16 protein-coding genes are annotated in these 20,166 nt (G+C 74.0%); 9 read left to right on the forward strand and 7 right to left on the reverse strand.

From position 1 onward, the window contains the following. Positions 1 to 41: 41 nt before the first annotated feature. Positions 42 to 899 carry an alpha/beta fold hydrolase gene (locus IEZ12_RS23700; RefSeq protein ID WP_229847873.1) on the forward strand — a complete coding sequence of 286 codons (858 nt, stop codon included), beginning with the start codon at positions 42 to 44 and terminating at the stop codon, positions 897 to 899. A gap of 98 nt (positions 900 to 997) precedes the next feature. Here the strand turns inward: IEZ12_RS23700 and IEZ12_RS23705 are convergent, their stop codons facing one another. Then, positions 998 to 1,756, reverse strand: a complete 759-nt coding sequence (locus IEZ12_RS23705) for an AfsR/SARP family transcriptional regulator (RefSeq protein ID WP_189274474.1) — start codon at positions 1,754 to 1,756, stop codon at positions 998 to 1,000. A 301-nt stretch (positions 1,757 to 2,057) separates the two neighbouring features. On the opposite strand from IEZ12_RS23705, the gene IEZ12_RS23710 reads away from it, so the two are divergent. Together IEZ12_RS23710 and IEZ12_RS23715 are read left to right on the forward strand one after the other, a co-directional pair. Continuing rightward, a complete protein-coding gene (locus tag IEZ12_RS23710) occupies positions 2,058 to 2,477 on the forward strand; it encodes a hypothetical protein (RefSeq protein ID WP_189274476.1) in 420 nt (139 codons plus the stop codon). A 144-nt stretch (positions 2,478 to 2,621) separates the two neighbouring features. After that, positions 2,622 to 3,605 carry a hypothetical protein gene (locus IEZ12_RS23715; protein WP_189274478.1) on the forward strand — a complete coding sequence of 328 codons (984 nt, stop codon included), beginning with the start codon at positions 2,622 to 2,624 and terminating at the stop codon, positions 3,603 to 3,605. An 83-nt stretch (positions 3,606 to 3,688) separates the two neighbouring features. On the opposite strand, the gene IEZ12_RS23720 is transcribed toward IEZ12_RS23715, so the two are convergent. The 4 genes from IEZ12_RS23720 to IEZ12_RS23735 form a co-directional block, all read right to left on the reverse strand. After that, complete coding sequence (locus tag IEZ12_RS23720) at positions 3,689 to 4,900, reverse strand: helix-turn-helix domain-containing protein (protein WP_189274480.1); 1,212 nt, start codon at positions 4,898 to 4,900, stop codon at positions 3,689 to 3,691. Between the two features lie 137 nt (positions 4,901 to 5,037). Then, entirely contained in the window at positions 5,038 to 5,430 is a 393-nt protein-coding gene (locus tag IEZ12_RS23725) for a VOC family protein (RefSeq protein WP_043910817.1), read from the reverse strand. Between the two features lie 81 nt (positions 5,431 to 5,511). Next, positions 5,512 to 5,949: a hypothetical protein gene (locus IEZ12_RS23730; RefSeq protein ID WP_229847875.1), complete on the reverse strand. Its 438-nt coding sequence runs from the start codon at positions 5,947 to 5,949 to the stop codon at positions 5,512 to 5,514. A gap of 8 nt (positions 5,950 to 5,957) precedes the next feature. After that, entirely contained in the window at positions 5,958 to 6,698 is a 741-nt protein-coding gene (locus IEZ12_RS23735; RefSeq protein ID WP_189274482.1) for a TetR/AcrR family transcriptional regulator, read from the reverse strand. Between the two features lie 270 nt (positions 6,699 to 6,968). Between IEZ12_RS23735 and IEZ12_RS23740 the strand changes: the two genes are divergently transcribed. From IEZ12_RS23740 to IEZ12_RS23765, 6 genes are all read left to right on the forward strand, one after another. Continuing rightward, positions 6,969 to 8,390: an APC family permease gene (locus IEZ12_RS23740; RefSeq protein WP_189274560.1), complete on the forward strand. Its 1,422-nt coding sequence runs from the start codon at positions 6,969 to 6,971 to the stop codon at positions 8,388 to 8,390. Positions 8,391 to 8,416: 26 nt separating this feature from the next. After that, positions 8,417 to 10,057 carry an amidohydrolase gene (locus IEZ12_RS23745; protein WP_189274485.1) on the forward strand — a complete coding sequence of 547 codons (1,641 nt, stop codon included), beginning with the start codon at positions 8,417 to 8,419 and terminating at the stop codon, positions 10,055 to 10,057. A gap of 165 nt (positions 10,058 to 10,222) precedes the next feature. After that, positions 10,223 to 11,602, forward strand: a complete 1,380-nt coding sequence (locus IEZ12_RS23750) for an NAD(P)/FAD-dependent oxidoreductase (RefSeq protein ID WP_189274487.1) — start codon at positions 10,223 to 10,225, stop codon at positions 11,600 to 11,602. 135 nt (positions 11,603 to 11,737) lie between these two features. After that, positions 11,738 to 12,694: a hypothetical protein gene (locus IEZ12_RS23755; protein ID WP_189274489.1), complete on the forward strand. Its 957-nt coding sequence runs from the start codon at positions 11,738 to 11,740 to the stop codon at positions 12,692 to 12,694. A 34-nt stretch (positions 12,695 to 12,728) separates the two neighbouring features. Continuing rightward, positions 12,729 to 14,585, forward strand: a complete 1,857-nt coding sequence (locus IEZ12_RS23760; protein ID WP_189274491.1) for an HSP90 family protein — start codon at positions 12,729 to 12,731, stop codon at positions 14,583 to 14,585. Further along, positions 14,585 to 17,530, forward strand: a complete 2,946-nt coding sequence (locus tag IEZ12_RS23765; protein ID WP_189274493.1) for a tetratricopeptide repeat protein — start codon at positions 14,585 to 14,587, stop codon at positions 17,528 to 17,530. The genes IEZ12_RS23760 and IEZ12_RS23765 overlap by 1 nt, the downstream gene beginning before the upstream one ends. 57 nt (positions 17,531 to 17,587) lie before the next feature. On the opposite strand, the gene pgm is transcribed toward IEZ12_RS23765, so the two are convergent. Then, positions 17,588 to 19,231, reverse strand: coding sequence for a phosphoglucomutase (alpha-D-glucose-1,6-bisphosphate-dependent) (gene pgm, locus IEZ12_RS23770; RefSeq protein WP_189274495.1), 1,644 nt, complete (start codon positions 19,229 to 19,231; stop codon positions 17,588 to 17,590). 132 nt (positions 19,232 to 19,363) lie between these two features. After that, positions 19,364 to 20,140: a LysR family substrate-binding domain-containing protein gene (locus IEZ12_RS23775; RefSeq protein WP_189274497.1), complete on the reverse strand. Its 777-nt coding sequence runs from the start codon at positions 20,138 to 20,140 to the stop codon at positions 19,364 to 19,366. Positions 20,141 to 20,166: the final 26 nt, after the last annotated feature.

The raw sequence follows: 20,166 nt of genomic DNA on the forward strand, positions 1-20,166 counted from the left end.
GGTACACCCGTATCATGCCGTGATACACATGTATCATGCGAATGAGCGAGTTCAGGAACGCCCAGGCCGCCGACCGTTTCCGTGCCGCCTACGACCACGCCCTGGCCACCCTCTGGCCCGGCCCGCGCACCGCGCAGGACGTGCCCAGCGCTTTCGGCACCACCCGCGTCCAGCGCACCGGTACCCCGCAGGGTCGGCCGATCGTGCTGCTCCCGGCGTCCGGCGGCAACGCCCTGATGTGGCACCACCAACTGGGCCAACTCGCCCAGCACCACGAGGTGTTCGCCCTGGACCCGATCGGTGAGCCCGGTGCCAGCGTGCAGACCGCGCCGATCGCCGACGGTGCGGACGCCGCCGCCTGGCTGGAGGACGTCCTCGCCGCGCTCGACCTCGCCGACGTGCACCTGGTCGGCTGCTCGTACGGCGGCTGGGTCGCACTCCAGCACCGGCTGCACCACCCCGGCCGGGTCGGCGTCATGACGCTGCTCGACCCGGCCGGGTTCAACGGCTTCGGCTTCCGCTTCTACGCCTGGCTGATCGCCGGCGGCCTCGCCGCGTCCGCACCCCGCGCGCTGCGCCCCCGGCTGGCCCGGGCGGTCGGCAACAGTGCCGTGCTGGAGGACGAGTTGATGAAACTGACCCGCGCCGCGATGGGCTTCCGGCGGGCCCTGCCCGTCCCGCCGGTGCTCACCGACGAGGAACTGCGCCGGATCGACCTGCCCGCCCGGTTCCTGCTCGGCGCCCGCAGCGCCCTGCACGACTCCGCCGCGGTCGCCGCCCGGATCTCCGGCCTCCTGCCCACCGCCCGGGTGGAGGTCGTCCCCGGCGCCGGGCACTCACTGCCGATGGACGCCCCCGATCTGGTCACCGAGCGGATCCTGGCTCAGCTCACGAGCTGACGAGCTATCACCCAGCAGACAGCGTCGCCCAGTTGGGCCGTCCGAATCTGGTGGACGACGAAGGAGCACCTCCGGGTGGTGCCCCGGCCGGGTTGGCGTCAGCATGCGACCCAGCTGAGCGCGGCCGTGTCGCCGTGCAGGATCCGGCGGTGCAGCTCGCGCAGTTCGGGGCCGGGCTCGACGCCGATGGCCTCGGCCAGGTGGCGCCAGACGCGATGGTAGACGGCGAGGGCCTCGGAGGGGCGGCCGGACCGGGAGAGGGCGGTCATCAGCAGCGCCCAGAAGCGCTCCCGTTCGGGGTGGCGGGCCGTCAGCTTTCGGAGCTCGGCGACCGCGGTGCCGGTGCGCCCCAGGAGGAGCAGTGCCTCGACGCGCAATTCGCGGACGTCGAGCCGGAGTTCGCAGAGCCGGATGGCCTCCTCGTGGTGCAGGACGGCGCAGGCGATGTCGGCGAGGGCCGGGCCCCGCCACAGTGCCAGCGCCTGGTCGAGGGCGGCCAGGCCGGCCGTCGGGCTGCCTTCGCGGACCTCGCCCGCGCCGTGCTCGTAGAGGCGGACGAAGCGGTGGGCGTCGAGCTCGGCGTCGGTGATCAGCAGCCGGTAGCCGCCGGGGCCGGTCTCCAGGCGCGGGCCGAGCGGCCCGAGGGCGCGGCGCAGGCGCATCACGTAGCTGCGCAGGGTGGTGGCGGCGCCGGCCGGCGGTCGGCCGTCCCAGACGAGTTCGGCCAGTGAGTCGCTCGGGACGAAGCCCGGCCGCAGCAACAGGGCGGCCAGCAGGACCCGTTGGCGGGCGGCCGGGAGCGGACGCGACCCCGAGTGATCGGATATCACCAGCGGGCCGAGTATCCCGAAGTGCATCTGTTCTCCTCGTGCGTGGGTGGACCCGGGAGCGGCGGCCCGGGACGGGGAGCTGTCGATCGCCCCTGCCTACCCATGGTCCGGCGGAGCGAGGCGCACCGATGCCGCCGGTCAATCAATTCCGGTCAACCGGACAGCAGGACCCGCAGGTGGGAGCCGGTTCCCGGACGCCACACGGGAGCAACGGACGTGCCACGGGCCTGACGAAGGATGGGATTCGCGGGGCCGCCGAGCACTCGGGGGACCCGCCACCACTCCGGTGTCGGATGTTCCGGCACCGCTGTTGAGGAAGGACCACGAGATGCGTCTTCGCAAGCTCATCGCCGCCGCGGGCATCGCCACCACGGTCGCCGGCTTCGGCCTGGCGTCCGCCGGCGACGCCTCGGCCTTCAGCGCCGACTGCCAGGGCAACTCGCACGCCGTCTGCCTGTACTACAACTCCTCTTCGTACGGCTACGGCGCCTACTTCAAGCAGACCGGCAACATCTCCGACTACTCGGGCTACACCTTCTCGTCCGGCCTGAACGGCAGCGCCGGCGCGGGTGCCGCGGTGAAGAACGGCGCCGCGGCCATCGACAGCTGGTACGGCGGCAACTTCGTCGTGTACTACAACAGCGGCTACAACTGCTCCTACGCCTGCCAGACCATCTCGGGCTACGCCCCCGTGACGGACCTGAACGGCTCGCTGAAGAACAACAACGCCTCGGGTTCCTTCAACTAGGTCGACGCTCACCGTCGGCTGAGTTCCCATCAGTAGAGCTGCGGCTTCCGACCGTTCGCGCGGTCCGGGAGCCGCGGCTCCGCGTCGGCCGGTCGGCCCGGCCCGCGGCCGCCGTGCCGCCCCGACTTCGAGGAGTACCCGCCCGTGCCCCGCCGCCCGAGCCGTCCCCGCCGTCCGCGCCGCATCTCCGGCCTGCTCGTCCTGCCGCTGCTGCTGACTGCCGGCTGCGCGGGCGCAACCGCCGCCCCGGAGCCCGTCGAGAAGGCGAGCCAGTCGCCGCTGCCGATGCCCACGGTGGGCGTCGCCCCCGTGACCGACTCGGCCAACGCACTGCCGCTGCCGCTGGACGGCTACCTGCTCAATCCGGCGCAGCTCGCCTCCGTGCAGCAGGCGCAGGCGAAGCTGATCGACGGCTGCATGGCCGGGCTCGGCCTGGACTTCCGCTACCCCCCGGCGCCCAAGGACCTGCGCGACCCGGACGCCCCGACCAGCCGGATCGACGGCCGGTACGGGCGGCAGGACGCGCAGCTGTCGGCCCGCTGGGGCTACCATCCGGAGGGCGGCGTGCCCGCCGACCGTGCCAACGCGAAGATGCCGGAGCAGTCCCCCGAGGTCAGGGTGGCCGCGACCGGGTCCGACCAGCTGAAGGTCCACTTCGGGCCGGGCGGGCAGATCATCAACGGGCACAAGGTGCCCGAGCACGGCTGCGTGGGCCAGGCCAACCGCCGGCTGACCGGCACCCCGGACGGGCTGATCGGCGACCCGCAGAGCATGGGCGACACGAAGTTCCGCACCCTGGACGCCGCGCGGGAGCACCCGCGCACCCAGGCCGCGTTCGCGCAGTGGGCGGCGTGCATGAAGGAGCGCGGCGTCACCGGGTACGCCGACCCGATCGCCGCGATGTCCGACCCCGAGTGGAACCGCACCCCGGAGCCCGGCGAGCGCGAGCTGAAGGTGGCGGGCGCGGACGCCGACTGCCGGCACCGGACCAACGTGGTCGGGATCTGGTACAGCGTCGACTTCGCCTACCAGCAGGAAGTGCTGGACGCGGATCCGGCCGGGATGGCGCAGGTCAAGGCCGGCCTGGAGACCCAGGTCCGCAGCGCCGCCGAAGTGCTGGGCGGCTGACGGACGTTCGGGCCGTGGACGCCGTGGACGCCGTGGACGCCGTGGACGCCGGGGCCCGCGGGCGGCGGTCCCCGGCGGCAGGGTCAGCCATTGATCGGGTAGCGGCAGGCCTCGGCGCGGGCGGCCCGGAGGGCGTCGCCGGTGAGGGCGTCCGGTCGGCCGATCTTTCCGGGATCGAGCAGCAGGGCGTCCGAGGTGTCGGTCGGGGCCTGTCCGCCGAGGCAGGCGGCGGCCAGCACCGGGATCTCCGCCTGCTCGCCGTCGGCGGTGCCGGGTTGCCAGGTGGTGCGGAACTCCTGCTTGGCGGTGGTCATCGCGAGCTGGTGCCAGCGTGGCCGGTCGGCGCCGCGCTCCTGGTAGTAGGCGGCGAACCCGACGACACCCAACTGGCGTCCGGTGGTCGAGAGTTCGACACCGGACGGGTCGGTCGCGGAGGGGCGGGCGGTGAGCGCCAGGTCGGACGGACCGGGGTGCCCGCCGGGGCAGTCGGTGGGCGGCAGTCCGGGCGGCGGGTTGCCGTGGACGACCGCGGAGGAGATGTAGCCGTTGCCCAGCTCGAACCAGCGCACGTCCGGTGAGTTGCCGGTGGCGTCGATCACCACGTCGCCCAGGCAGTAGCCGGAGAACCGCAACCGGCAGCCGGCCGGCAGCTCCTGGAGCACCTGCCCGCCCAGCGAGGGCGCGTCCCGGACCCGGGTGGTGTCGGTGTACGTCCGGCCGGTGAAGCCGCCCTTGGCGTCGGGGAGTTTCGGACATCCCGGCGGGATCTGGGCCAGCTGGTTCAGGTCCTCGGTGGAGAGGTGGAGCGCGAGCAGGCTTCCCACCAGCGCCGTCACCACTCCGGCGGCCAGTGCGAACCTTCCCCGCCACGGCCGTGGCGGGGCCGGCTGCGCGAGGTCGGGAACGACCGCGGTGAGCGTCTCGGACGGTAAGGAGTCGGCCGGGTCGGCCGGGGCCTCGGTCGGTGGCTCGGCGGACTCCCGTGCGGGGGTGGCGAGTTCGCCGTCGTCGGTGCTGCGCCGGGCGTCCGTGAGCTCGGCCTCCAGCCGGTGCCAGCGGCGACGCCAGTCGTCCTCGTCACCCCGGCAGGCGCCGACGAAGGCGAGCGTGACTTCCAGGCTGGGGCGGCGCAGGCCGGCGGCGGCGTCGCTCAGGGTGGTGGCGCTGAAGCCGGCGATGCGGGCCAGGGACCGGTAGGTGGGGTTGCCGGCGGACTCCCGGAGTTCGCGCAGGCCGTGGGCGAAGGCCTGCAGCGGCCCGTCGGCGGGGTCGAGCGGGCGCGGTCTACGGGCCAACTTGGCTCTCCTGTGAAAGGGGGCAAACGGGCGAGAGGTATAGACCAACTGCAGCCCGCCATTCTCCATGACCGGAGAGCGGTCGACAACCAAATGTTCGTCATCGAAGGGGTGGGGCGTGGCGCGGCCCGCCCCGATCAGAGCGCGGGGCGGACGATCTGCACCAGATTGCCGCAAGTGTCGTCGAACACCGCCATCGTCACCGGCCCCATCCGGGTCGGTTCCTGGGTGAACTCCACCCCGAGCGCGTGCAGCCGCTCGTACTCGGCCTGCACGTCGTCCACCGAGAACGACACCGCCGGGATGCCGTCCGCGACCAGCGCCGCCTGGTACGGCGGGACGGCCGGGTGCCCGGACGGTTCGAGCAGCAGCTCGGTGCCCGTCGGCTGCTCCGCCGACACCACCGTCAGCCACCGGGCCCCGCCGCCGAGCGGGACGTCGTGCTTCTTCACGAAGCCGAGCACCTCGGTGTAGAAGCGCAGCGCTTTCTCCTGGTCCTCGACGAACACCGAGGTGATCCAGATCCGCATCGCGCCGCCCTCCGAGCCTCGGAAACCCGCACCGACCTTACGGCCCGTCACCGCCCCGGCCGACGGCGGCGCGCCGGGCGGTCAGGTGAGGTCGTACTCCCGGCGGAACGCGCTCCGGACCACCTCGGCGACATCGGCCGGGGGCAGCTCGGCCCGCAGGCGCGCCAGCAGGACGGCGTACTCGTCGTCGTCGATGGCGCCGCGGTACTCGTCGATCAACTCCTTGATCGTGACCACGAGTTCGGGGCGCAGCTGCATCCAGGCCCGGGAGGCGGCGATCTGCGCGTCGACGAGCTCCAGGAACCAGCGCAGCACCGGCACCGGGATGTGGATGCACGGGTCGATGCCTCCGGCCCACACCGACGGCTCCCGCTCCGGGTCCTCGTCGGGAACGATGCCTGCCAGCACGGTGATGCCGCCACTGGGGAGGTGGTCGAGCTCCAGGTGCCAGGCGTCATCGGGGAGGACGTATATCGCGGTGACCGCGAAGTCAGGGTCGGGGGAGGGGATTCCAGGCACGGTGGTGATCACTCCGGGGCGGGGAGACGGGCGGCGACGGCGGTGAGGAGGAGGTCGAGGGCGAGCGGGTAGGCGCTGCGGCGCATGTCGGCGGCGAGCAGGTGGGTGGTGGCGGCGATGTGCGGGTGGGTGTCGGGGGAGAGGGTGCGGTAGGCGGTGTCCCAGACGGCGAGGTCGGCGTGCTGGGCGGGGGCGGGGAGGGCGAGGGCCGCGGAGTCGAGGACGGCGAAGCCGAGGGCCTGGTCGATGAAGGCGTGGTAGAGGCTGACGGCGTCCGGGTCGGGGAAGCCCGCGTCCCGCAGGATGCCGAGCATGGTCTCGATGGCGCGGATCTCGTTGGCGCGGCCGGTGGTGCGGTACACGGCGAGGACGGCGGCCTGCGGGTGGGCCAGCGAGTGGGCGTGGATGCGCAGGCCGACCTCGCGCAGGTCGGCGCGCCAGTCGCCGGTGGGCTGCCAGCCGTGCAGGCCGAGGCCGATGAGTTCGTCGGCGACGGCGAGCAGCAGGTCGTCCGTGCTGTGGAAGTAGCGGTAGATCGCGCTCGGGTCGGCGCCGAGCGCCGCGCCGAGGCGGCGGACGCTGAACGCCTGCGCGCCGTGCTGGCCGACCAGGCGCAGCGCGGTGTCGACGATGACCTGCTGGGAGAGCACGGTGCCCTGCTTGGTGGGGCGCCGGCGGCGGCGCGCGGCCTCCGGGACGACCCGGTCGGCGGCGAGGTCGGCGGCTCGGTCCGCGGCTCGTTCGGTCATGGCCCGAGCTTATGACAACAGCATTGACGTGTGAAGCGGCTCACGGGTTTCATGGCGTGCCACCGGCCCTTCCGCCGGTGCCCCCACCCCGGCGCGCCGCCCGTCTGCGGCCCGTCCCCGCACTGCCCGCGCCCGCTGCTGTCGCTGCCGGCGCACCCCCAACTCGCGCCCGCCGAGCGGGCGTTCCCCCACGAGAGAATCGGCGGTGATCCCTTGGCGACGACGATCAAGGACAGCGGCCCCGTCCCCGACGGCGCTGCTCCCGAGGCGATGCGCAAGTCGCTCGGCGTCGGCGCAGTGGTGGTGATCGCCGCGTCCAGTACCGCGGCCACCACCTCGATCGGCATCGGCCTGGGCCTGATGGCGGGCGTGGTCGGACTGCACCTGCCGGCGATCATGCTGCTGGCGTTCCTGCCGGTGCTGGGCATCGCCTGCGGCTACGGCCGGCTCAACCGGGTCGAGCCTGACGCCGGCAGCTCGTACCGCTGGGTGGGCCGGACGCTCAGCCCGTGGCTGGGCTTCCTGACCGGCTGGGTGAACATCCTCAGCACGATCGTCTTCATGGCCTACACCACCACCGTCACCGGCTCGGCGATCATCCAGCTGGTCGGGAAGGCCGGGCTGCACGAGCTGCCGGGCGTGGCGCTGGACCCCGACTCCAGCGTCCAGTGCACACTGATCGGCATGCTGGTGCTGCTGACCGCCACCGTGGTCGCGGTGCGCGGACTGGACCTGGCGGCGGCGCTGCAGAAGTGGCTGCTGATCTTCGAGTACGCGGTGCTGATCGCGTTCTGCGGGTACGGGCTGTTCGCCGGCGACCAGCCGTTCAGCCTGTCCTGGTACAACCCGTTCGAGATCCCGTCGCTCAGCGCGCTCGCCCAGGGCATGGTGCTGGCGGTGTTCTGCTACTGGGGCTTCGAGTCGGTGTTCAGCGTCGGCGAGGAGGTGCACGACCCGAAGGACGCCTCCCGCGGCGGTTTCCTGTCGCTGCTGCTGATGCTCGGCCTGTTCCTGTTCGCCGGCACCGCGTTCCAACGGGTGCTGCCGATCGACGAGTTGGCCGACAACGGAGCGACCGGCCTGGCGTACTTCGCCGAGCGGCTCGCCCACCAGCCGCTGGCCGCACTGCCGTTGGTGGCGCTGATGTTCTCCGCGGCGGCCTCGCTGCAGGCCGCGGTGATCCCGACCGCGCGCGGCACCTACGCGATGGGCCGCGACGGCACCCTCGGCCCGGTGTGGACCCGGCTGCACCCGCGCTACCGCACCCCGGCCACCGGCACCTGGCTGATCACCGGCATCGCGCTGGCGCTGGCCGCGGTCTCGCTGGTCATCCCGACCGTCACCGAGCTGATCTCGGCGACCGTCAACGCCATCGGCATCGTGGTGGCGCTGTACTACGCGCTGGTGGCGATCGCCTCCGCCGTGCGCTTCCGGCACCTGCTGCGCGAGAACCTCAGGGAGGGGCTGACGGCGGTGGTCGCGCCGCTGCTCGGCGGCGTGGCGCTGCTGCTGGTCGGCGGCTACCTCGCCTGGACCTTCTACTCCTCCACCGACCACTTCGAACTCGCCGCCGACAACGGCTGGTTCGAGCTCTCGGTGCCGGTCCTGATGATCGGCTCCGGACTGCTGGCCGGCGCCTGGTCGCGCTGGGGCCGCCGCTCGCCGTACTTCGACGGCGCCCAATCCGTCTGATCGCAAAGAAAGTTCGAGGTTCCACCATGACCCGTGCCGACCTGGTCTTCACCGGAGGCCCGATCCACACCGGGGACGCCGCCCGAACCCGGGCCACCGCGCTGGCCGTCACCGGCGGGCGGATCACCGCCGTCGGCCACGACGAGGTCCGGGAGCTGATCGGCCCCGGCACCGAAGTCGTCGACCTGCACGGCAAGTTGCTGATCGCCGGCTTCCAGGACGCGCACGTGCACGCCGTCTACGGCGGCATGGAGATGGCCTCCTGCGACCTCACCGGCACCGTCGGCGTGGACGACTACCTGCGGCTGGTCGGCGAGTACGCGGCCGCGCACCCCGAGAAGGAGTGGATCACCGGCGGGGGCTGGTCGTTGGAGAGCTTCGACGGCGGCCTGCCCACCCGGCAGCTGCTCGACCGGGTGGTGCCCGACCGGCCGGTGCTGCTCGCCAACCGCGACCACCACGGCGCCTGGGCCAACACCCGCGCCCTGGAGGCCGCCGGGCTCACCCGCGACACCCCCGACCCCGCCGACGGCCGGATCGAGCGCGAGCCCGACGGCACCCCCAGCGGCATGCTCCAGGAGGGCGCCGTCGGCCTGGTCGGCAAGCACGCCCCCGCCAGCACCGCCGCCGACCGGCTGGCCGGCCTGCTCGGCGCCCAGCGGATGCTGCACTCGCTGGGCATCACCGCCTGGCAGGACGCACTGCTCGGCCAGTTCGGCGGCAACCCCGACCCGTCCGACGCCTACCTGACCGCCGCGCAGGACGGCACGCTGACCGCCCGGGTGGTCGGCGCGCTCTGGTGGGACCGCGAGCGCGGCGCCGAGCAGATCCCCGAACTCGTCGCCCGCCGCGAGAAGTTGAGCCACGGACGGTTCCGGGCGGGCGCGGTCAAGATCATGCAGGACGGCATCGCGGAGAACTTCACCGCCGCCCTCACCAGCCCCTACCTGGACGGCTGCGGCTGCGCCACCGGCAACAGCGGCCTCAGCTTCGTCGACCCGCTCGCGCTGCGCGAGCACGTCACCGCACTGGACGCGCTCGACTTCCAGGTGCACTTCCACGCCCTCGGCGACCGCGCCGTCCGCGAGGCGCTGGACGCCGTCGAGGCCGCACTCGCCGCCAACGGCCGCCGCGGCAACCGCCACCACCTCGCCCACCTGCAACTCGTCCACCCCGAGGACGTGCCGCGGTTCGCCGCGCTCGGCGCGATCGCCAACATCCAGCCGCTGTGGGCCGCCCACGAGCCGCAGATGGACGAGCTCACCATCCCGTTCCTCGGCCCCGAACGCGCCGCCTGGCAGTACCCGTTCGGCGACCTGCTGCGGGCCGGCGCCACCCTCGCCGCGGGCAGCGACTGGCCGGTCTCCAGCCCCGTCCCGATCGAGGGCCTGCACGTCGCCGTCAACCGCCGCGAACCCGGCGCCGACCCGGCCACCCCGGTCTTCCTCCCCGAGCAGCGCCTCGACCTGGCCACCGCGCTCGCCGCCTACACCGCCGGCACCGCCCACCTCAACCGCCTCGACGACACCGGCATCCTGCGCCCCGGTTACCTCGCCGACCTGGTCGTGCTCGACCGCGACCCGTTCGCCGCCCCCGTCGAGGAGATCGCCGACACCCGGGTGCTGCGCACCTACGTCGGCGGGCAGGAGGTCTTCACCGCCGAGTGAGGCGGCCGGACACCGGGTCGGCCCGTGGGCAGGCGGCCCGACCCGGACACCGTGTCAGCCCGCGGGCAGGCGATCTGACACGGTGTCCGTTGCCGGGCCCGCGGTGGCCCGACTACCGTCCCAGCACGCATCGAGCTCTCCACACCGGCGGAAGCAGGACAGCACATGACCACCGTCAACGGCGGCATCTCCTTCTGGTACGCGGCCACCGGGCTGCCCGAGCGGCGGCCGGCACTGGCGGGCGACATCGAGGCCGACGTCTGCGTGGTGGGCGGCGGATACACCGGACTGTGGACCGCGTACTACCTGAAGCAGGCCGCGCCCGAGCTCGAAGTCGTGGTGCTGGAGAGCGAGTTCTGCGGGTACGGGGCCTCGGGGCGCAACGGCGGGTGGCTGTACAACGGCATCGCCGGGCGGGGACGCTACGCCCGGCTGCACGGGGAGGACGCCGCGCGGCGGCTCCAACTCGCCATGAACGAAACGGTGTCGGAGGCCCTGCGGGCGGCCGAGGCCGAGGGCATCGACTGCGACGCGCACCGCGGCGGAGTGCTGGAGCTCGCCCGGACGCCCGCCCAACTGTCGCGGCTGAAGGACAGGTTCACGCACGAGCAGGCGTTCGGCGCGGACGAGGTGCACCTGCTGAGCGCCGAGCAGGCCGCCGAACGGCTCTACGTGCCGGGCGTGTTGGGGGCGACCTGGACGCCGAACGGGGCGCGGGTGCACCCCGCCAAGCTGGTGGTCGGGCTGGCCGCGGCAGCCGAGCGGTCGGGGGTGCGGATCCACGAGTCGACGCCCGTCACCACGATCGCGCCCGGCCGGGTCGGTACCGCACACGGCAGCGTCAAGGCGCGGGCGGTGCTCCGCTGCACCGAGGGCTTCACCGCCAACCTGGCCGGCCAGAAGCGCAGTTGGCTGCCGATGAACTCCTCGATGATCGCCACCGAGCCGCTGCCCGCCGAGGTGTGGGACGCGATCGGCTGGGAGGGCCGCGAGGTGCTCGGCGACGAGGCGCACGCCTACATGTACGCGCAGCGCACCGCCGACGACCGGATCGCGCTCGGCGGCCGCGGCTACCCGTACCGGTACGGCTCGCGGATCGACCAGGACGGCGCCACCCCCGACGGCACGGTGGCCCAACTCCGGGAGATCCTGCGGAAGATGTTCCCCGCGGCGGCCGACGCCAGGATCGACCACGCCTGGTCCGGCGTGCTCGGCGTCCCCCGCGACTGGTGCGCCGCCGTCGACCTCGACCCCGCCACCGGGCTCGGCTTCGCGGGCGGCTACGTCGGCAGCGGCGTCGCCACCTCCAACCTGGCCGGCCGCACCCTGCGCGACCTGACGCTGCGCCACCTCGGCAAGGGGGAGCGGACCGAACTCACCGAGCTGCCCTGGGTCGGCCACCGGGTCCGCCGCTGGGAGCCCGAACCGTTGCGCTGGCTCGGCGTGCACGGGCTGTACGCCGCCTACCGGCACGCCGACCGGCACGAGCACGCCGCCACCTCCCCGCTGGCCGGCCTCGCCGACCGGATCAGCGGCCGGGGCTGAACCGCCCCCGGCCGCCCCGGTGACCGGCCCGCGAAATGATTCGCACACCTGTCGCACGGACGTGATAGGAATCTCCGTCCGGGGCGGCCGTGCGGCGGCCCCCGCAGATCGGCTCGGCACAAGGGGACCATGGGGATGGGGCTGTTCGACAGGCTGACACGGCGGCGGGCCAAGGTCGGGCCGGTGCTCGACCCGGCCTACGGCGACCCGGAGCTGACGCGGCTGCGGGAGCGCGGCGCGGCCGGCGACTGGCCGGGTGTCCGGGCCGTCCTGGCGCAGGCCCGCGACCAGGCCGACCTGGTCACCATGATCGACGTCGTCACCGACCTGCCCGGCAGCGAGGAGTGGATCGGCCGCGCCGTCGAGCAGGACCCCGAGGACACCCTCGCGCTGCTGGTCTCCGGCGCCCGGCAGCTGGTCTGGGGCTGGGAGGCGCGCAGCGGAGCCCGCGCCAAGGACGTCGGCGCCGACCAGTGGCAGGTGTTCGGAGCGCGGCTGGAACGCGCCGAGGAGCAGCTGTTCGAGGTCGCCGAACGGGAGCCGGACTGGCTCGGCCCCTGGTACTTCCTGCAGATCACCGGGCGCGGCGTCTCCGTCCCCGAGGAGATCGCGACCCGCCGCTTCGAGGCCGCCGTCCGCCGCCTCCCGCACCACCCGTCGTCCTACCGGCAGCGGCTGCAGCAGAAGTGCGCCAAATGGGGCGGCTCGCACGAGCAGATGCACTCCTTCGCCCGCACCTCGATGCTCGCCGCCCCCGAAGGCAGCCGGATCGGCGAACTCGTCGCGTACGCGCACCTCGAACACTGGCTGGACCTCGACAACGGCGAGGACGGCCGCTACATGCGCAGCGCCGGCGTCGCCCACTCGCTGCACGAGGCCGCCGAACGCTCCATCTGGCACCCGGACTTCGTCCGCGACCGGACCTGGATCGGCGCGCACAACGCCTTCGCCATGGCGTTCGCGCTGTGCGGCGAGAACCGGGCCGCGAGCCGGGTGTTCACCGAGCTCGACGGCCGCGTCACCAAGTCCCCGTGGGCGTACCTCGGCGACCCGGTCGCCGCCTTCACCCGCAGCGCCGCCGCCGCCAAGTGACCCGCACCGAACCCCGAAGCGAAGGACCCGCCCGGTGACCCCGAACGACTCCAGCGCGCACACCTTCCAGGTGGACCTGCGCGGACTGGTCGACCTGCTCTCCCACCACCTGTACTCCAGCCCGCGGGTCTACCTGCGCGAACTGCTGCAGAACGCGGTCGACGCGATCACCGCCCGGCAGCAGCTGGATCCGGCCGCGCCGGCCGCGATCACCGTCACCGCCGGCGACGAGTTCTCGGTCGCCGACACCGGCGTCGGCCTCACCGAGGCCGACGTGCACACCTTCCTCGCCACCATCGGCCGCAGCTCCAAGCGCACCCCGGACGGCGCCCTGGACGCCGGCCAACTGGCGGACGCCCGCGCCGAGTTCATCGGCCAGTTCGGCATCGGCCTGCTGGCCTGCTTCGTGGTCGCCGACGAGATCACCGTCCGCACCCGCTCCGCCCGCACCCCCGACGCCCCGGTGATCGAGTGGCGCGGCCGCTCCGACGGCCGGTACACCATCACCACGCTGCCCGCCTCCGCCCGCCGCGAGCCCGGCACCACCGTCACCCTCACCCCGCGCGCCGACGCCGAGGAGTGGACCTCCACCGGGCGGGTCACCGAACTCGCCCGGCACTACGGCAGCCTGCTGCGCCACCGGGTGACGGTGGTCGACGCGGCCGGCCGCAGCACGCAGATCAACCAGACCCCCGCGCCCTGGGCCCGTCGGTACGACAACCCGGCCGCCCGCCGCGAGGCGCTCACCGCGCACTGCCGCGACACCTTCGACTTCACCCCGCTCGACACCATCGACCTCGACCTGCCGCTGGTCGGCCTCAGCGGCGTCGCCTACGTGCTGCCCGAAGCCGTCCCGCCGTCCCGCCGCGCCGGGCACCGGGTCCACCTCAAGGGCATGCTGCTCTCCGACCAGGCCGACGAACTGCTCCCCGAATGGGCGTTCTTCGTGCGCTGCGTGGTCGACGCGGAACGGCTGCGCCCCACCGCCTCCCGCGAGGCGCTGTACGCCGACGAGACCCTCGCCGCCGTCCGCGAGGCGCTCGGGCTGCGGATCCGCGACTGGCTGACCGGCCTGTCCGCCAGCGACCCGGGGCTGCTGCACCGCTTCCTCGCCGTCCACCACCTGGCCGTCAAGTCGCTGGCCCGGCATGACGACCAGCTGCTGAAGATGCTGCTGCCCTGGCTGCCGTTCGAGACCACCGACGGCAACGTCACCCTCGACGAGTTCGCCCGCGCCCACCCCGTCATCCTGGTCACCCGCACCGTCGAGGAGTTCCGCCAGGTCGCCCCGATCGCCGGCGCGGCCGGCCTCGGCGTGGTCAACGGCGGCTACACCTACGACCGCGACCTGGTGCACCGGTTGCCCGAGATCCGCACCGGCACCACCGTCGCCGACCTCGACCCGGCCACCGTCACCGCGCACCTCGACAACGTCGACCCGGCCACCGAACTCGCCGCCGCCGCGTTCCTCGCCGCCGCCCGCGAAGTCCTCGGCCGGTTCGACTGCGACGTCGCGCTGCGCACCTTCCACCCCAGCAGCGCCCCCGCCCTGCTGCTCGACGACCGGGAAGCCCGGCACGAGCGCACCCGCACCCAACTCGCCGACCAGGCCGACGGGTTGTGGGCCGACATCCTCGGCTCGCTGGGCAGCTCCGCGCCGCGCGCCCAGCTCGTCCTGAACCACCTCAACCCGCTCGTCCGGCGCGCGGCCGCGATCCGGCACCCCGAACTCGCCACCACCACCGTGGAAGCGCTGTACGGCCAGGCCCTGCTGCTCACCCGGCGCCCGCTCAAGGCCAGCGAATCCGCGCTGCTCAACCGCTCGTTCCTCGCCCTGCTCGACCACGCCATGCTCGGCCACGAGCCCACCACGCCGCACCGGGAGCCGTGATGCTCGACACCATCGACGCCGTCCGCGCCGCCCTGCGCGCCAACGACGAACAGCCGCACGGCCGGCAGCGCACCGTCACCGCCGAGGAACTCGTCGACGCAGCCGAGCAGTTCGACGAACCCGAGCTGCTCGCCTACGCCCTCCTCGACCTGATGGAGGCGTACGAGAACGACGCCGAACGGCGCAAGCTCCCGGTGGTGTTCGCCCGGATCGTCACCCTGCGCAAGAAGCACCCCGACGCCTTCGACGGCTGGGCGCAGCGCGCCACCGACTGGCGCTACAAGTGGGTCGCGCACGCCCTGCGCAGCGTCCCCGACGTCCCGCTGGAGGCGGTCCGCCGCTGGCACGGCGAACTGCGCGAGCACTACCGCACGGCCGGCCACGACCTCCAGCCCTACTACGGCGAGCAGTACCACCTCGCCGCGCTCACCGGCCAGGACGTCGAGCAGGCCTTCGACCTGTGGGCCGGCCGGCGCCGCTCCTCGTTCAGCGACTGCCAGGCGTGCGAACTGCGCGCGCAGGCCCGGCACTTCGTCCGCCTCGGCGACGACCGGCGGGCGCTCGGCGTCTGGCAGTCGGTGTTCGACGGCAGGCACTCGTGCGCCGAGGAGCCGCACGTCAGCCGCGCCCACGCGCTGCTGCCGCTGCTGCGGTCCGACCGGGTCGACGACGCCCGCTCGTTCCACCTCACCGGCTACCGGTGGGCCCGCGGCCGCTCCCGGGCCGCCGAGGAGATCGGCCTGCACCTCGAGTTCTGCGCGCTCACCGGCAACGAACCGCGCGGCCTGGAGATCCTCGCCGACAACCGCGACCTGTTCGGGCAGCACGGCGACCCGCTCGCCCGCCTGCACTTCCTCACCGGCACCCAGCAGCTGCTCGCCCGCCTCGCCGCCACCGGCCACGGCGACCTCCCGGTGGCCGGCCCGCCCGGCACCAGCTGGACCGCCGACGCCCTGCTCGCCGAACTGCGCACCGAGGGCGACGCGCTCGCCGCCCGCTTCGACGACCGCAACGGCACCACCGCCGTCGGCGACGCCCGGCGCGAACGCCTGGCCCGCACCCCGCTGTTCGCCGAACCGCTCGCCCTCGGCCTGCGCGCCGCCACCCCCGCGCCCGCCCCGGCGGCGGCAGCGCAGCCCGCCGCTCCGGCCGGATCCGAGAGCGTCGCCGAACTGGTGCTCCGCGCCCGCGAGTTGCACGACCTGCGGCACCCCGAGGCGGTCGCCCTGTGGCGGCGCATCGAGGCCCTCGCCACCGCCGACGGCTACCGGCACCCCGACGACCCCGAGCTCGGGCCGCTCGACCTGCTGCGCGCCGAACTCGCCGAACAGCGCGCCCGCCGCGACGGCCTGCCCGACCGCGAACTGGCCGCCCACCTGACCGAGGCCGCCGAGCTCTACCAGCAGGTCGGCCGGGCCGCCCAGGCGATCGGCTGCCGCGCGCTGGCCCTGGTCCTGCCCGAGCAGGACACCGACACCGACGCCGACACCGGCGGCGAGGCCGACGTCGCCGCCGATGCCGTCACCGATCAGACGGCGGAACTCGACGCGTACGAGCAGCAGGTCCGCGAGCTGGTCGAGGCCGAGGCCCCCCGGGCCGGCGACGCCCTGCTCACCGTGCTGCACGCCAAGGCCGTGCTCGCCATCCGCCAGGACGTGCCGGAGAGCCGGCGGCGCTTGGGCGACGACCTCGACGGGCGCGACCTCACCCGCACCGAGGCCGCCATCGCCCGCCTGTGCGCGGAAGCCGTCCGGCAGGACGACGCGCCGACCGAGGTCAACGCGCACCAACTCCTCGCCCGCGCCTACTTCCTGACCGGCCGCAAGGAGGCCGCCGTCGAGCTGATCGAGCAGGCCGAGCGCCGGATCGAGGCCGCCGAGATCCCCTGGAAGCTGGTCGCCGTCCACGGCTGGCAGGGCGAATTCGCTCTGCAGCAGGAGGAGTTCGGCCGCGCCGAGGAGCTCGCCCAGCGCGGGCTGAAGGTCGCCGCCCAGTACGGCGACCGCAGCGCCGTCCCCGCCCGGGTGCAGATGCTGCTGGCCCGGGTCCACCTCGCCCGCGGCGAACACGACTCCGCCGCCCGCGCGTTCACCGAGGCCGCCGCCCGCTTCGACCACGCCGGGGAGGCCGACGAGGCCGCCTCCGCCCGCGGCCGCCTCGGCCAGACACTGGCCGAGACCGGCCGGTTCGCCGACGCCGCCGCCGTCCTGGAGGCCGTCCGACTGGAGCCGGGCTTCGCCGCGCTCGACGTCCGCGAGCAGGCGCAGATCCGGCTCGACCTCGCCCGCACCCTGCGCGAGCTCGACGAACACCGGGCCGCCGCCGAGGAGTTCCTGCACGTCGCGGACCTTGCCGCGGGCTGGGAGGACGGCCAGGTGCACACCGCGGTCGCCTGCGAGGCAGCCGTCGCGCTGGCCCGCGCCGGCCAGTGGCCCGCCGCGGACCTGGCCCGGCAGCGCGCCCTGGACAGCCACCGTGCCGCCCCGCACGCCGACGCCGCCTTCGACATGCTGCTGCGCCTCGCCCGGGTCACCGCCGACACGCTCGGCCCCGACGCCCGGGACGCGGCCCTCGCCCGGCTCGACGAGGCCGCCGAGGTGGTGGAGCACGCCCGGCGCGAGGGCCTGGAACTCGGCAGCGGCAGCCCCGACGGCACCCTGCACGACACCCGCGGCCGCACCCTGGTCGGCCTCGGGCGCCCCGAGGAGGCGCTCGCCGAGATGGAACTGGCGATCGCCGCGTTCGGCGCCCTCGGCCCCGAGGGCCACCTGGCCCGCGCCGAGTCCATCCGCTACGCCGCCCTGGTCGAGGGCAACCGCCTCGACCGCACCCAGGACGCGCTGACCCGGCTGGAGGCCGCCATCGCCTGGTGCCGCGAGATCGGCGAACCGCAGGCCGCCGAGGTCCTCGACGACCTGCACACCCACCTGCGCCGCCAGCACTGACGCCGCACCGGCACACCGACGGCCCGCCGGGGACACTCCCGGCGGGCCGTCCGTCCGTCAGGCCTTCGCCAGCACCTCGCCCACCAGGGCGCGGGCCTCGTCCTGGACCTGCGCCAGGTGCTCGGCGCCGTGGAAGCTCTCCGCGTAGATCTTGTACACGTCCTCGGTGCCGGACGGGCGGGCCGCGAACCAGGCGTTCTCGGTGCAGACCTTCAGGCCGCCGATCGCCGCGCCGTTGCCCGGGGCGTGGGTCAGGACGGCGGTGATCGGCTCGCCGGCCAGCGTGTCGGCGGTGACCCGGGAGGCGTCGAGCGCGGCCAGCGCGGCCTTCTGGTCGCGGTCGGCGGGGGCGTCCACCCGGGCGTAGACCGGGTCGCCGTGCCGGGCCGTCAGGTCGCGGTAGTGCTCGGAGGGGGTGCGGCCGGTGACGGCGGTGATCTCGGAGGCCAGCAGGGCCAGCAGGATGCCGTCCTTGTCGGTGCTCCACGGCGAGCCGTCGCGGCGCAGGAACGACGCCCCGGCGGACTCCTCGCCGCCGAACGCCACCGTCCCGTTCAGCAGCCCGTCCACGAACCACTTGAAGCCGACCGGGACTTCGAGCAGCTCCCGGCCGAGCGCGCCCGCCACCCGGTCGATCATCGAGGAGGACACCAGGGTCTTGCCGACCGCGGCCGCCGCCGGCCAGCCCTCGCGGTGCCGGAACAGGTGGTCGATGGCCACCGACAGGTAGTGGTTGGGGTTCATCAGCCCGCCGTCGGGCGTCACGATGCCGTGCCGGTCGGCGTCCGCGTCGTTCCCGGTGGCCAGCGTGAAGTCGTTCCGCCGGTCGATCAGCGAGGCCATCGCGTACGGGGAGGAGCAGTCCATCCGGATCTTCCCGTCCCAGTCCAGCGTCATGAACCGCCAGGTCGGATCGGTCAGCGGGTTGACCACCGTCAGGTCCAGCCGGTGCGTCTCGGCGATCCGGCCCCAGTACGCGACGGACGCCCCGCCCAGCGGGTCCGCGCCGATCCGCACCCCCGCCTCGCGCACCGCGGCGAGATCGACGACGGCCGGCAGGTCGTCCACGTACGCGCCCAGGAAGTCGTACCGGCCGGTGGTGTCGGCCGCCAGCGCCCGCGCGTACGGGATCCGGCGGACCTCCTTCGACCCGCCGGCCAGCAACTCGTTGGCGCGGCGCTCGATCCAGCCGGTGGCCGCCGAGTCCGCGGGGCCGCCGTGCGGCGGGTTGTACTTGAACCCGCCGTCGGCGGGCGGGTTGTGCGAGGGGGTCACCACGATGCCGTCCGCGAGCGCCGCCGGAAGGGTGCGGTTGTGGGCGAGGACGGCGTGCGAGACGGCGGGCGTCGGGGTGTAGCCGTCCGCGGTGTCGAGCAGCACCGTGACGCCGTTCGCCGCCAGCACCTCCAGCGTGGTCGCCCGGGCCGGCTCGGACAGCGCGTGGGTGTCGATGCCGAGGAACAGCGGCCCCGTGGTGCCCTGCTCGGCCCGGTAGTCGCAGATCGCCTGCGCCGTCGCCGCGATGTGGTCCTCGTTGAACGCCGTCCGCACCGAGGAGCCCCGGTGGCCGGACGTCCCGAACGCCACCCGCTCACCGACCACCGCCGGGTCCGGATGCAGCGTGTAGTAGGCCGTCACCAGGCGGGCGACGTCGATCAGGTCCTGCGGCTGCGCCGGCTGCCCGGCCCGTGCGTGCACCATGGTGGCTTCTCTCCTCGGTCGGTACGGCAAGGATGCCCGCCGACCATCATCGGGGCCATACCGCGCCACCTGCGGGAACACGAACGGAAACCGGGCTGACGGTGCGTCGGCCGGCAGGGGCCAGGACAGGCGTCAGCGCTTGCGACCCTTCTTGGCCTGGCCCTGGCGGGTGGCGGCGGCGCGCTGGCCCGGGCGCGGCTTCTGCTGCCGGGCGCCCGGCTGGGACTGGGACTTGGCGGCCTTGGCGGAGGCCTTCTTCGCGGCGGGCTGCTTCTTCGCCGGCTCGGTGGCGGCCCGGCCGCGGGAGCTGTTCGCGGTGCGGCCGCGGACGATGCCGATGAACTCCTCGACCAGGTCGGTGGTCGCCTCCTCCGGCCAGGCCAGCGCGATCTGCGACTGCGGGACGTCGGAGAGGGTGCGGTAGGTCAGGTCGCGCCGGTGGTGCAGCCGGGCCAGCGACTGCGGGACGGCCAGTACGCCGACGTTGGCGGCGACCAGCTCGATCGCGTCGCCGGTGGTGGCCGGCCGCTCGAACGCGGGGCGGCCCGGGAGGCCGTCCGGCCACTCCAGCACGTCGTCCTGCGGGTGGAAGACGATCTCCTCGGCGAGGTCCGCGACACCGACCTCCTCGGCGGCGGCCAGCCAGTGGTCCTTCGGGAACACCACCACGGTGGTCTCGGTGTACAGCGGGATCGCGCTCAGCACCGTCCGGTCCACCGGCAGCCGCACCAGGCCGGCGTCCGCGCCGCCCGACAGCAGCAGGGCGTGCCCGTCCACGGGGGTGGACTGCACCAGTTCCAGCGGGACGTCGGGCAGCCGCTCACCCCACACCCGCAGCCACTTGGTCGGGGTCACCCCGGGCACGTACACCAGGCGGAAGGGGGCGGAGGGCTGCTCGATCTCGGTCACACCCCCCAGGCTACCCACCGTGACCT

The organism is Kitasatospora griseola (assembly GCF_014648555.1).
In the GTDB taxonomy this organism is placed as follows: Bacteria; Actinomycetota; Actinomycetes; order Streptomycetales; family Streptomycetaceae; genus Kitasatospora; species Kitasatospora griseola.